This window comes from Cupriavidus sp. 05T42 (genome assembly GCF_056396345.1).
On sequence record NZ_JBFTLH010000011.1, the window covers coordinates 22,832 to 36,999 of the forward strand.

General features: G+C 68.8%; 6 protein-coding genes. 5 read left to right on the forward strand and 1 reads right to left on the reverse strand.

Annotation, left to right across the window (positions count from 1 at the left end; translation table 11 throughout):
- Positions 1–53 precede the first annotated feature (53 nt).
- From AC1EJR_RS16310 to AC1EJR_RS16320, 3 genes are read left to right on the forward strand one after another with little or no spacing between them, the layout of a single operon-like run.
- Positions 54–1,607, forward strand: coding sequence for a long-chain-fatty-acid--CoA ligase (locus AC1EJR_RS16310; RefSeq protein ID WP_092297057.1), 1,554 nt, complete (start codon positions 54–56; stop codon positions 1,605–1,607).
- A gap of 6 nt (positions 1,608–1,613) precedes the next feature.
- Positions 1,614–4,364 carry a helix-turn-helix transcriptional regulator gene (locus tag AC1EJR_RS16315; RefSeq protein WP_477113400.1) on the forward strand — a complete coding sequence of 917 codons (2,751 nt, stop codon included), beginning with the start codon at positions 1,614–1,616 and terminating at the stop codon, positions 4,362–4,364.
- 55 nt (positions 4,365–4,419) lie between these two features.
- On the forward strand, positions 4,420–5,841 hold the full coding sequence (locus tag AC1EJR_RS16320) for an aldehyde dehydrogenase family protein (protein WP_092297062.1): 1,422 nt from the start codon (positions 4,420–4,422) through the stop codon (positions 5,839–5,841).
- Between the two features lie 247 nt (positions 5,842–6,088).
- Here the strand turns inward: AC1EJR_RS16320 and AC1EJR_RS16325 are convergent, their stop codons facing one another.
- Positions 6,089–6,292, reverse strand: coding sequence for a cold-shock protein (locus AC1EJR_RS16325; protein ID WP_039009350.1), 204 nt, complete (start codon positions 6,290–6,292; stop codon positions 6,089–6,091).
- Between the two features lie 851 nt (positions 6,293–7,143).
- Between AC1EJR_RS16325 and AC1EJR_RS16330 the strand changes: the two genes are divergently transcribed.
- On the forward strand, positions 7,144–10,032 hold the full coding sequence (locus AC1EJR_RS16330; RefSeq protein WP_441592946.1) for a bifunctional glycoside hydrolase/polysaccharide deacetylase family protein: 2,889 nt from the start codon (positions 7,144–7,146) through the stop codon (positions 10,030–10,032).
- Positions 9,995–14,137, forward strand: coding sequence for a tetratricopeptide repeat protein (locus AC1EJR_RS16335; RefSeq protein ID WP_477113401.1), 4,143 nt, complete (start codon positions 9,995–9,997; stop codon positions 14,135–14,137). The genes AC1EJR_RS16330 and AC1EJR_RS16335 overlap by 38 nt, the downstream gene beginning before the upstream one ends.
- Positions 14,138–14,168: the final 31 nt, after the last annotated feature.

A 14,168-nucleotide genomic window follows, 5' to 3' on the forward strand; every position in this document is an offset into this window, starting at 1 on the left:
GCCCGACAAGAGGCCGCTACCGCCCCTCTCGGTTGGTGACGGAGACACATCGCATGTACATGACACAATCGCTGCACAGATCGCTGCAGCAACGGCCGGACAAGACGGCCGTGCGTTTCCAGGGCCGCAGCCAGACCTATGCCGAACTGGCCGACCGCGTGGCGCGGCTGGCCGGCGCGCTGAAGAAGCTCGGCGTGACCGACGGCGAGCGCGTGGCGATGTTCTCGCTCAATTCGGCCCGCTATATCGAGTACTACATGGCCGTGCCGTGGGCCGGCGCGGCGCTCAATCCGGTGAACACGCGCTGGAGCGCGGCCGAGATCCTGTATTCGTTCAATGACTCGGGCACCGCCGTCCTGATTGTCGACGACCCCTTCACGGTCGTCGCCCGCAAGGTGGCCGCCGAATGCCCGACGTTGCGCCACGTCATCTACGCCGGCGACGGTGAGACGCCCGAGGGCATGCTGAACTACGAGGCACTGGTCGCCGACAGTGAGCCGGTGGAGGACGCCTACCGCCACGGCGACGACCTGGCCGGCATCTTCTACACGGGCGGCACCACGGGCTTCCCGAAGGGCGTGATGCTCAGCCACACGAACCTCGTTTCCTCGGCTTGCAACCAGCCGATGACGGGCACTTTCGACGAAACCATCGTGATGCTGCACGTCATGCCGATGTTCCACCTGGCGTGTTTCGCGGCGATCAACGCCGTCTTCCTGGTCGGTGGCACGCACGTGCCGATGACGGCTTTCGATCCGGGCCAGATGCTGGAGACCATTGCGCGCGACCGCGTGACCTCGGTGCTGCTGGCGCCGACCATGATCCAGATGGGGCTCGACTGGCGCGAACAGAATCCGCAGCGCTCGGCCGATCTCGACCTGTCGTCGCTCGGCCTGATCCGCTACGGCGCTTCGCCGATGACGCCCGCGCTGCTGGCCCGTACCCGGGCCGCGTTCCCGAACGCGCAGTTCGCGCAGGGCTATGGCATGACCGAATTGGCGCCGGTGGCCACGCTGCTCGGCCCCGAGTATCACAGTGAGGCCGCCCTGGCGAGCGGCAAGATGCACTCGGTGGGACGCCCCGCGCCGATGGTGGAAGTGAAGATCGTCGACCAGCAGGGCCGCGAGGTGCCGCGCGGCACGGTGGGGGAGATCGCCGTGCGCGGCCCCAACGTGATGCTCGGCTACTGGAACCAGCCGGAAGCGACCGCGGAGGCCGTGCGCAACGGCTGGATGCATACCGGCGACGGCGGCTACATGGACACGGACGGCTTCGTGTTCCTGGTGGACCGCATGAAGGACATGATCATCAGCGGTGGCGAGAACGTCTATTCCGCCGAGGTGGAGCGCGCGCTGGCGAGCCACCCGGCGGTGGCGCAAGTCGCCGTGATCGGCGTGCCGCACGAGAAGTGGGGCGAGTCCGTGCATGCGGTGGTGGTGCTGAAGGCGGGCGCGGAAGCCACGCTCGAGTCGATCCAGAACCATTGCCGGGAGCTGATCGCGGGGTATAAGATCCCGCGCAGCGCCGAGTTCGTCGACGGCCTGCCGCTGTCCAGCGTCGGCAAGGTGCTCAAGAACGAGCTGCGCAAACGCCACTGGAAGTCGTAGACGTCGATGGTCGCGTCTCCCTGCATCCTGCCCAAGATCGTGCCGCCGCGCCCCGCAAGCGACGCGATCTCGCGCGATCGGCTGATCGGCCGGCTGCAGGCCGCCAGCGACCGCAAGCTGGTGCTGCTCACGGGCGGCGCCGGCTTCGGCAAGACGACGCTGATGGCGCAGTGGCGCCAGCGGCTCGACAAGGCCGGCGCGCGCGTGGCCTGGCTCACGCTGGCCATGCAGGATGGCGCATTGCCGACGTTCCGCGCCATTCTGGCCGGGGCGCTCGGGCACGCGGGCCTCGCCATCGAGGCTGGCGAAGGCGGGGAGGGTGGGGAGGGCAGCGAGGCGTTGATCGCGTCGCTGCTGGAAGTGCTCGCGCGCACGCCGGCCGACCTGTACCTGATGATCGACGATTTCCATCATGTGCAGGACCCCGCCACGCTGACGCTGGTGCAGGCGTTGACCGACGCCATCCTGCCCGGCCTGCATCTGGTGATCGCCTCGCGCACCGTGCCTGCGTTGCGGCTCGGGCGCCTGCGGGCCATGGAAGAGTTCGTGGAAATCGACGGGGCCGAGCTGACGTTCGACTTCGACGAGACGGCGGCTTTCCTGACGGCGCGTGCCGGCGTGCCGGCCAATGCCGAGGTGGCGCGGCAGGTGCACGAGATTACCGAAGGCTGGCCGGTGGGCGTACGGCTGGCGGGCCGCACGCGCGACGCCGCCTGCGATAGCGCCGGCGATATGCCGGCCCGCGTGGGCGACGGCGGCAACCTGGAGGCTTACCTGTCGGAGGAGGTCATCGACGAACTGCCGGCCGAGTTGCTCGACTTCATGCTGCATGTGTCGGTGCTGCGCAGCTTCCAGGCTGACCTCGCGGCATTCGTCACCAGCCGCGACGATGCCGCGACCCTGATCGACCAGATTCTGGGGCGCCACGTGTTCCTGCGGCGCGTGGACCGCCGCGACGAGCTGGCGTGGTATCGCTTCCATCCGATGTTCGTCGCCTACCTGGACAAGCGCCGGGCGCAGGCGGGCATCGACCCGAAGCCACTGCACCGCCGCGCGGCGCTCTGGTTCGTGCAGCAGGGGCGGTTCGCCGACGCGATGCGCAGCGCCGCGCTCTGCGACGACCTGGAGCTTGCCACGCAGCTGGTCGATGGCGGGCTGCCGCCGGCGCATTCGCTGGCGCACCTCGGCGTGGTGGCGCGCTGGACCGAAAGCATAGGCGGCAACCGCATGGCGGCCCATCCGCGCCTGTTGCGCATGGGCGCGTGGGCGTCCGCGCTGACCGCGCGCATGGACCTTGCCGAACGCTGGCTCACGCGTCTGGAGACCACGGCGGAAGCCGACGGCCTGGCCGAAGACCCCATCGAGCTGCGCCATCGGCTGCTGCTGCGCGCCGTGCTGGCCACCCATGGCGACGACGAGCCCAGCGCGCGCGCCGCCTTGCAGGGGCTGGATGCGATCCCGGCGCGGTCGCTGCCGGGTGGGCTGGAGGATGTTGAACTGGCGGTGCGCCTGCACTGGCTCTCGGCACAGGGCCACCATCTGGCGGCGCGCTGCCTGTACAGCGCCCCGGCGGCACGCGCCACGCGCACCGGCCGTGGCGAGCTGGCGCTGGTGGCGGCGGCCGCGGCGGCCAACGTGGCGATGCGCGAAGGCAACGCACTCGAGGCGGAGCGCATCGGCGCCGCCGCGCTGCGCCGCGCGCGGACCATCCACGGCAGCGGGGCGCTCTGCGCGACCCTTTGCGCCGGCGTGGTGGCGCAGGCATGGTTCGAACTCGACCGCCTGGACGAGGCGTACGCCGCGCTGGCGGCGTGCCGGGTGCGCCTGCGCGGGGCCTCGGCGGAACTGAAGGTGCGCGCCGCGCGCGTCTTCGGCCGCATCCAGGCCCTGCGCGAGGCCCCGCAGGATGCGCTCGCCTACTTCACGCGCGCGGAGGCGCATTTCCGGGCGACGGGCATGGATCGCGGCGTGGTGGCAATGGTCGCCGAACAGCAGCGGCTGGTGCTGTCCTATGGCGACCGCCGTCACGCGCAGGCCCTGCAGGCGGTGCTCGACGGCTACGCGGCACGGCATCCGGGCGATGGCATTCACGATGTGGAGATTGGCGCGACGGCGGCGTTGGGACGCGCGCGGCTGGCGCTGGCGCAGGACGCTCCGCAGGAGGCGCTGTCCGCGCTGGAGACGCTGCGACGGTTTGCTGCCGTGCGCGGGTGCGAGCGCCTGCAGGCCGTGGCCGACCTGCTACAAGCCCGCGCGCTTGAAGCGCTGGGCCGCAGCGCACAGGCCCAGGCTTGCGCGCAGTCGGCCGTGGCCACGTGCTACCGGCTCGGGCTCCATCGCACCTTGATCGAGGAGGGCGCCGGCCTGCACCCGATGCTGCTGCGCGCCGCCACGCATGGTGGCGCGGCGCTGGTCGACCATGTGCGCGCGCTGCTGGGCGAGTCGGGCGGTGTCTCGGCGCCAGCCATGGCCCCCGCGCCCGTTTCGACCGTTTCGACCGCTTTGCCCGCCTCACCCCCGCCGGCACCCGCCGCGCCGGTGCGCACCATCGCCGCCACGCCGGGACTCACCCGGCGCGAACAGGAGGTGCTTGCGCTGCTCGAACAGTCCATGTCGAACAAGCGGATTGCGCTGACGCTGAACATCAGCGTGCAGACGGTCAAGTGGAACCTCAAGAAGATCTTCGTCAAGCTGCAGGTGACCAGCCGCTACGAAGCCATCGTCGCGGCCCGCAAGCTCGCCACCTGCGAGCAGTGAGCCGGGCATCCTCGTTTCAAACACCCGAAGTCCAACCCTCAGGGAGACACAGCGCATGTATCAGCTCGACCATTTCTATATTGGCGGCCAATGGGTGGCGCCAGCGGCGGGCGCCGGCCGCTTCGACATCGTCAATCCGGCCACCGAGGCGGTGATTGGCCACGTGGCCATGGGCGGCGCGGCCGATGTCGATGCCGCCGTGGCGGCGGCCCGGGCGGCCTTCCCGGCCTGGTCGGCCACCACCCGCGAAGCCCGCGTGGACGTGCTGACGCGGCTGATCGCGCTGTACAAGACGCGCATGGACGATATCGCGCTGGCCATCCACCACGAGATTGGCGCGCCGCAATGGCTGTGCAAGGTCAAGCAGGCGCCGCTCGGCCTGCAGATGCTGGAGTCGGCGCTGGCCGCGCTGAAGGAAGCGGACTTTACCCGGCAGCTGGGTGGCACCGAGGTGGTCAGCGAGCCGATTGGCGTGGCCGCGCTGATCACGCCGTGGAACTGGCCGGTGACGACGATCGCCACCAAGGTGGGTTCGGCGCTGGCGGCGGGGTGCACGGTGGTGCTGAAGCCGTCGGAGCTGGCGCCGCTCGATGCGCGGATCTTCGCCGAGATCGTGCACGCAGCCGAGGTGCCGGCGGGGGTCTTCAATATGGTCTATGGCGATGGGCCGACGGTCGGCGCGGCGCTGTCGCGCCATCATGACGTCGATGTGATCTCGATTACAGGCTCCACGCGGGCCGGGATCGAGGTGGCGGCGGCTGCCGCCGGCACGGTCAAGCGCGTGCTCCAGGAGTTGGGCGGCAAGTCGGCCAACGTGATTCTGGACGATGCGGACCTGCGCGCGGCGGTCTCGGACGGCGTGATCAGCTGCATGATCAACTCCGGCCAGACCTGTGTGGCGCCTACGCGTATGCTGGTGCCGCGCCATCTGCACGAGCAGGTCGTGGCCATCGCGGGGGCCACGGTCGCCGCGCTGAAGGTGGGCGACCCGACGCAGCCCGACAGCAAGGTCGGTTCGATGGCCAACCGGGCCCAGTTCGAGAAGGTCCAGCGCCTGATCGGCATTGGCATCGAGGAGGGCGGGCAGGTGGTGGCGGGGGGTGTCGGCCGGCCCGAAGGGCTGGCGTCGGGCTATTTCGTGCGGCCGACCGTCTTCGCCAACGTCCGCAACGACGCCACCGTGGCGCGCGAGGAGATCTTCGGCCCGGTGCTGGCGATCATTCCTTATGACTCGGAGGAAGAGGCGATTGCCATCGCCAACGACACCGAATATGGGCTCGCCGCCTATGTCTGGTCGGGCGATCCGGCCCGGGCGCGCCGCGTGGCGGGACGTCTGCAGGCTGGCATGGTGCGGATCAACGGCGCCCAGCCGCACAGCGGCGCGCCATTCGGCGGATACAAGCGGTCTGGCAACGGCCGCGAGTTCGGCAGCTACGGGCTGGCTGAATATATGGAGGTCAAGGCCATCGCGGCCTGACTGGCGCCTGCTCCGGGTCTGGCGCCGGCTGGCGTCGGGCCCGATCTGAGACAGGGGCGCCGAAGATTTCTGTCCCGGCAATGCGCGTAGTCATTCCCGCGACATGGAATATGGGTATGCGAGAACTAAAACAGATGCCCCGGGAAACGTTCCCAAAGCCATACATTATCAAGAGTGCAAAAAGCAGAAAGCCCCGCCAGTGGCGGGGCTTCCCAGGCAAGATATTGCCGGGCGCTTCAGGCGGTTATCAAACTGCCTGAATCTTCGTGGCCTGTTCGCCCTTCTGGCCCATTGCCTTGACGTAGCGGACCTTCTGGCCTTCCTTCAGCGACTTGAAGCCATTGCCTTCAATCGCCGAGAAATGCGCGAACAGGTCGTTGCCGCCTGCGTCCGGGGTGATGAAGCCGAAGCCCTTGGCGTCGTTGAACCACTTAACGGTACCGGTTTCCATATATCTTTCCAACCTTGAATTTCAGATGAGCGTAATCGCCCGACGAGGCATGATCTTCGCAACAGCCCGCGTCGAAAAATTCGTTAGAGGGCAGTGCGCATGCGAGGACCCATTCTGCCGGTTTTTTTTCGCGTGTCAATCGGACTAAGCCCCTAACGGTATTTCGGCATGCAAACAGCAGATATTAGAGTTTTCTACATCGAACACGGTTTTGTCTGACATCTCAACACCTTGGACGATGGTAAGACAGGGTTATCCGCATACCGAGTATCGATAGTCGGTACGAATTCGCGCGATTCCGTTCCGCCGGGCAGTTCGGTGGCCCCCTTCCCGCCATGGCGCCGAATGCTTCAAACTCCTGTACTCCATATGGACTATGGCATTTGGCGGAGGATGCCACGACAATTGCCGCCAATAGAAAACAACGTCGTCTGGACACCAGGCGGCGCGCGCCCAAGGCGCAATTTGAACGTAGAACGGGGATTTTCATGTCAATCGAGCCATAGCCTGGCCGACCGGACGTGCATGCGCGCGTCGCCAGGGTCGGCCTGCCTCGGTCCACATCGGCCCATATCCGGGCTGGACGGACTCCCGCCACAATTTTTCACAATCCATTCCCAGCGAATGCCCTAGCATCGCCCCTTGCCCGGCACATTAGGGAAAATCCCGTATCGATGGCCACGGGGACGGGCATCGCGCGGGCAGCGCCGCCAACGGCGCGCCCAAGGCATAACAGAAGAAGCGGATAACAGCCAGTGAAGCAAGTGCAACGTTCAATCCGGGGACTTTTCGGCCATGCCGGCGATGCCGGCCAGGCGCCGTCACGGGCCGCCGCCCCATGGCAACGCGCCATGGCGGTCGTGGCGGTGCTGGCGTCCGCGCTCGGCGTGGTGCTGGGCACGCTGACGCCTTCGACGGCGGTTCAGGCCCAGCCGGCGGCCGATCTGGCCCGGCCGGCCGCGCCCAACGTCGCCTTCCATTACGGCAGCAAGCCCCCCGTGGACGCCCTGCAGGCCTTCGACGTGGCCGTGGTGGAGCCCGACAGCGGCTTCGATCCGCGCCGCGTCTCCACGCCGCAGACGGCGTGGTTCGCCTACGTGAGCCTGGGCGAGGTGCTGCCCAGCCGGGCCTACTTCCCGGACATCCCCAAGAACTGGCTGGTGGGCAGCAACGACGCCTGGCAGGCCCGCGTGGTCGACCAGGCCGCCGACGGCTGGCCGGCATTCTATGTCGACAAGGTCATCGCCCCGCTGTGGGAGCGCGGCTATCGCGGCTTCTTCCTCGATACGATGGATTCCTATCACCTCGTGGCCAAGACCGACGCCGAGCGCGCCCGGCAGGAAGCCGGCATGGTGCGTGTGATCCAGGCCATCAAGGCCCGCTACCCCGAGGCCCGGCTGCTGTTCAACCGGGGCTTCGAGATCCTGCCGCAGGTCCACAGCCTGGTCTACGGCGTGGTGTTCGAATCGCTGTTCCGGGGCTGGAACCAGGCGCAGGGCCGCTATACGGAAGTCAGCCAGCAGGACCGCGACTGGCTGCTGGCGCAGGCCCGCGTCATCCGCGAGCAGTACAAGCTGCCGGTCATTTCCATCGATTACTGCCCGCCGACCGACCGCCGCTGCGCCCGTGACACCGCGCGCCGCATCCGCGCGCTCGGCATCACGCCGTACGTGACCGATTCCGGCTTGCAGACCGTGGGCGTCGGCCAGATCGAGGTCATGCCGCGCCGCGTGCTGGTGGTGCAGGAGAGCGAGCCCGGCGTGGCCATCGACAACACGGAAGGCGTGCGTTTCGTCTCCATGCCGATCAATTACCTGGGCTACCGGGTGGACTTCGCCGAGACGCGCGATCCGTTGCCCGAGATCGGCCCGGACCGCTATGCCGGCGTGGTGGTCTGGTCCAACGGCTATTTCACCCAGCAGCCCGGCCGTTTCCTGGCCTGGGTGGAGAAGCAGATCGCCCAGGGTGTGCCCGTGGTCTTCATGAACGGCTTCGGCGCCCCCGTGGCCGGCTCGCTGGCGCGTACGCTGGGGCTCAAGCCGGTGAAGGGGCGCGTTTCCGGGCCGGTGTCGATTGTGTCGAAGGACCCGATGGTGGGCTTCGAGATGCCGGTCGCCCCGGACCGCACGGAGGCCGTGCCGGTGCAGGTGCAGGACGGCGCCGCCAACACGCGGTCGCTGCTGCGCATGCGATCGGGCACGCTGACCTTCGACGCCGCTGCCATCACGCCATGGGGCGGATACGTCACAGGCCCATACGCGGTGCGCCAGAACGTGGCGACCGACCAGGACCGCTGGACCATCCAGCCGCTCCAGTTCCTGCGCGAGGCGCTGCGCCTGCCGCAGATGCCCGTCCCCGATTCCACGACGGAGAGTGGCCGCCGCCTGCTGACCATCCATATCGATGGCGACGGCTTTGCCTCCAAGGCCGAGATCCCCGGCGGCGGTTTTTCGGGCGAGGTGCTGTTCCGCGAGATCTTCGACAAATACCGCCTGCCAATGACGATGTCCGTGATCGAGGGCGAGGTGGGCAAGTCGGGCATGTACCCGAAGCTGACGGCCGAGCTGGAGCCGATCGCCCGCAAGATCTTCGCCCAGCCCTACGTGGAAGTGGCCAGCCACACCTACTCGCACCCGTTCGAGTGGGGCCGCACCGTGCCTGGCCACGAGAACGACGCCCGGATCCAGGAGGGCGACGAGGCCTATCACCTGGCGATTCCCGGCTACAAGATGGACCTGAACCGCGAGATCGGCGGGTCGATCGACTATATCAACAAGGTGCTGGCGCCCCCGGGCAAGCCGGTGAAGATGGTGCTGTGGCCCGGCGACTGCCAGGCCCCGCCCGAGGCGCTCAAGCTGACCGAGCAGGCCGGCGTGCTGAACATGAATGGTGGCGACACCATGATCACGCGCAGCAACCCGAGCTGGACCGCGATTGCGCCGCTGGGCATCCACAAGGCCGACAACACCTTCCAGGTCTTTGCGACCAACCAGAACGAGAACATCTACACCAACCTGTGGCACGGCCCGTACTACGGCTTCGAGCGCGTGATCGAGACCTACGAGCTGACCGAGAAGCCGTACCGCTTCAAGGCCGTGAACATCTACTACCACAGCTATTCGGGCACCAAGGTGGCGTCGCTGCGGGCGCTGCGCAAGGTCTATGACTACGTGCTCACGCAGCCGCTGCTGCCGATCCATTCCACCGACTACGTGCTCAAGGTCATCGACTGGCAGGGCATGGCCGTGGCGCGCGAGCTGGGCGAGGGCGCGAATGGTGAGAATGGTGAGATGGGCGCGCCGGCCGCCGGGGCCTGGGTGGTGCGGGGCGATGGCAACCTGCGCAACCTGCGCTGGAACGGCACGGGCGTGCCGGACGTGGCCACCGCGCGCGGCGTGACCGGCTCGTCGCCGGCGCCGGGCGGCGGTACCTACGTCCACCTCGACGGCGGCAATGCACGCTTTCAGATCGTGCCGGCCGCCACGCGCGCCGTGCCCGAGATCCCCGAGGCCAACGGCCTGGTGCGCGACTGGCAGCGCGACGGCCAGGTCACGCGCTTCCGTTTCAGCGGCTACTACAAGCCCTTCTTCCGGCTGGCCAACGCCGGCCAGTGCAGTGTGACGGTCGACGGCAAGCCCGTGGCCGGTGTGCGCGAGCGCAACACGCTGCGTATCGATACCCCCGCGGTGAATGATCCGATCCATGTCCAGCAACAAGTCGAAGTCCGCTGCGCCGGCTGAGCGCGAGCGGCTGTTGCCGCCCGCACTGGTCCTGACCTTCACCGCCATGGTGGGGGTGGGGCTGGCGCTGATGTTCCCGCGTGAAACGCTGCGCGAGCGCCTGCTCGGCCAGGGCCGCACCGTCGACGGCCTGACCGTGGCCTACCTCGAGGCGTGGTCGCGCGTGGCCCCCAACGACACCAGTTTCATGGGTGTGCTGGCGGAGCAGTACGCCCGCAGCGGCCGGCTCGATGACGCCGAGGCCATGCTCGCCCGCATGCAGGCGGTGCAGGGCGCGGACCTGAGCGGCCCGATCCTGCGCACCCGGATCGAGATCTCCCAGCAGCGCGCCTACGCGGCGCTGCCGGAGACGCCCGAGCGCGCGCGGCGGCTGGCGATGATGAACGACCTGCTGAAGGACGCCACCACGCCGGCGCAGATGCGCAAGTGGTCGCTCGCCGATCTGCAGGCGCTGGCCACGCAGTCGCGCCAGATCGGTGCGGCGGACCCGGCCGGCAAGCTGTTCCGCGAACTGGCCTTGCGCGACCCCGGCAACGCGGACTTCTACAACAAGCAGCTCGCCGGCATCGCGCTGGCCGGCGGCAACTATCGCGACTCCGCCCAGGCGCTGTTCGACGCCCAGGCGCGCGCCAAGAACCTGTACGAGCAGCGCACGCTGTTCCTGCAGGCGCTGCAGACGCTGCAATCGGGCAACCTGCTCGACGAAGCGCTGGCGGAAGCCGAGCGTCGGGGCGGCAAGCTGCTCGACGATGCCGAGGTGCTGCGCTACCTGACCAAGCTGGCGCTGGCGGCGGGCAAGCCCGAGGTGGCGGCGAAGTACGTGGAGCGGCTGCTGAAGCTGTCGGCCAACAAGCCGATGGGCGCGACGCTGCTCGCGCAGGCCCATCTGCGCCGTGTCTCCGACACCGAGCCGTGGCTGGCCCGCGAGGTGGTGTTCCTCGACGGCCCGCGCGGCGTGAAGCTGCGCGACAAGCTGGCGGCAGCCGGCGAACTTGGCGTGCGCCACGTGGCGGACACCGGCAATGTCTCGCAGGCCGACGCCCAGGCGGCGGCCAAGGCCGAAGTGGCGGCTGCGGCAGCCGAAGGCAAGGCGTTCAATGCCGACGACTACGATCTCGCCTATCGCGTGTTCCTGGCCGCCGGCAAGCTCGACCAGGCGCAGCGCGTGGCGCAGACCGCCGTGCAGAAGCTGCCGAACGAGCCGGTCTGGCGTGAGCGGCTGGCGCAGGTGGCCGAATGGAACCGCCAGCCGATGATCGCGCTGCAAAGCTGGCTCCAGTACGCCCAGGCCACCAACGACGAGCGCGCGTGGAACAACGTCATGCGGCTGGCCCCGGGCCTGTCCGACGACCGCGCCTATCTGGCGGCGCTGCGGCACCGCGCCGGCGGCGGCGACCTGAAGACCATCGACGAGGTGGTGGCTGCCTACGAGCGGCTGGGCGAGCCCGAGGCCGGCATGGCCTTCCTCGATTCCCTGAGCAGCGGCCCGCACGCCCGCGAGGTGATGGAGCGTAACGCGCAGCTGGCCGAGCGCGCAGGCCGCGACGGCCGTGCCTTCGAGCTGTACGGCCAGCTGCAACAGCGCTTCGGCCCCCGGCCCGAGTACGCGCTCAAGCGCGCCAATATGCTCTACGTGGGTGGCCGGCTGACGCAGGCCATGGACGCGATGCTGCCCGCGCGCGCCAAGGCCGGCCCGCGCGACCTGCTGTACTGGCGCACCTACACGGACCTCGCGCGGCTGACGCAGCGCGACGACCTGCTCGCGGACGGTTACCGCCAGATGATGATCGCGGTTAGCAACACGCACGACGACCATTGCATGACGATGCCGCCCGGCGCCGCGCGCAACGACTGTCTGGCCGAAGTGCGCGATACCGAGGAAGCCGATTTCTCGAACCTGATCCAGTACTACGACAAGACGCCGATCGATGCCGGCCGGATTGCCGAGGCCGGCTGGCGCAAGGGCGGCAAGCGCGAGCAGCTCGAACTGGCCATCTATTACTACACGCGTGCCCATGCCTACGTGCGCGTGGAGCGGCTGTTCGCCAGCCTGACGCCGGAGCAGAAGCGCGACGCCGAAGGATCGGCCACGTTCCTGATGCGCCGCGCCGAATACTGGCGCCTGACCGGCGACCGCGAGCACGCGCTGGCCGACCTGCGCCACGCGGTGGGCCAGCCCGATGCGGACAGCGAGACCTTCGCCGCGCTGCTGTGGGCGCTGGTCGACATGGGCACGGACAGCGAAGTGCGCGCCGTGATGCTGCGCCTGAAGCCCGAGGCCGAGGACGATCCCGGTCTCTGGGGCGCCTACGCCGCCGGCGCCATGCGCTTCCAGGACGGCCGCACGGCGCTGCACTACCTGCACAAGATCCAGATGGGCAAGAGCGCCGATCCGCTCTGGCTGGGCCTGCTGGCCGATGCGTACGAGGCCATTGGCCAGACGCAGATGGCGTGGCGCATCCGCAAGCAGGCGTGGATCGACCTTCACAAAGCGTGGTCGCCTGCCGGGCTGCAGGGTGCCGATGCACCGCAGGCCGGCGAGGAGGACGACGCGGCCACTGACCCCGAAGACGAGGAAAACGCGCAGGGCGCCCCGGCGCGCGCGGACCTGCGCCGCCAGACGGTGGCGCTGGGCCAGGTGTTCGCGTCGGGCGATGTCTCGCGCAGCCTCGTCATCGAAATGCTGCGCCGCGACCGCGCGGAAGTGGCTGCGCGCCGTCAGTCGCCGGGGGATCTGCCGTCGGTCACCGGTGCGTCGAAGCTAGGCGAGGTGCCGGGCCTGCCGCCGCTGGTGGTGGCGCCGCCCGCCGAACTGACCGAGCGCGAGCGCCGTCGCCAGAGCCTGATCTCGGCCGCCAGCCGCGAGGTGGCGCTAGCCTGGGCGATGTCGTCGGAGTCGAACGAGCTGGCCCGCGCGTGGCTGGCGCGGCAGTACGTCAAGACGCTCCAGCGGCCGGCGTACGCCGAAGTGTCGATCGCGCTCGACAACAACGACCTGAACGCGCTGGACCGCATCATGGAGCGCCAGGCGGGCCGCGTGCCCGTGGCGAGCCAGATCGAGGCCAATCGCCAGCTTGACCGCATCTCGGCCGCGCAGACCCAGGCGTTCGAGACCCAGGAGCTGGCCCGCACCGACGACACCCTGCAGGAGACCCTGCAGGATGCGCTGCTGTTCAACGCGCAGGCCATCGAGCCGCGCGTGACCTTCCAGCACCAGAAGCCGCTCGAATACTTCGAATACAGCCTGGGCGCCGGTGCCCGGCTGTGGGACGGCTACGCGGTGGGCCTGCGCGGCGTGTTCCGCGACCAGCGCAGCACCGATCCGACCCAGCTGGCCAACGTGCCGGCGGGCGACCGCCGCGCCGAGCTGACGCTGGACTACCGCGACTCGCAGAAGCGCTGGCTGGTAGGCGTGGGCCGCCGCGACGGCCTGGAGAGCTTCACCACCGCGCGCATGACCGGCCAGTGGAATCTGGAAAGCCGGGTGTCGTTCACGACGCTGGCCGGCTACAACCAGCAGGCCGACGAGTCGTCGCAACTGCGCGTGGGCGGCATGAAGGATGTGCTGGGCGCAGGCGCCACGTGGCGACTGGGCCTGCGCGAGTTCATCAGCGGACGCTTCGAGTACAGCCATTTCTACGGCCAGGACCGCAGCGCGCTGGGCCATGGCCTGCTGTTCGACGTGGAGGCCGGCTACCGCATCCGCACGCAGTATCCGGACTACACGGTGCGCGCCGTGGCCACGCGCGGCATCTACACCCGCAACAGCGGCACGCTCACGCCGGCCCTGCAGCGGCTGATGCCGGCCGATGACGACGAGGCGAACACCGCGTTCTACATGCCGCAGAGCTTCACGCAGACCGGCGTGCTGTTCGGCTTCGGCACCGATCTGCTCGCCGAATACACGCGCAAGTGGCGGCCGTTCGCGGAGGTGGGGGCGCTGTACGACTCGCGCGCCGGCCACAACTTCCACGGGCAGGCAGGCCTGGCCGGGTCGGTGTTCGGCAACGACCACCTGGCGCTGTATATCTCGCACGACACCGCGGCCCGCACCAGCGGGACGCCGCTGACCGAGGTCGGCCTGCGCTATCGCTGGCTGTACTGACGATTGACGACGAAGGTTTTCAAGGTAAACG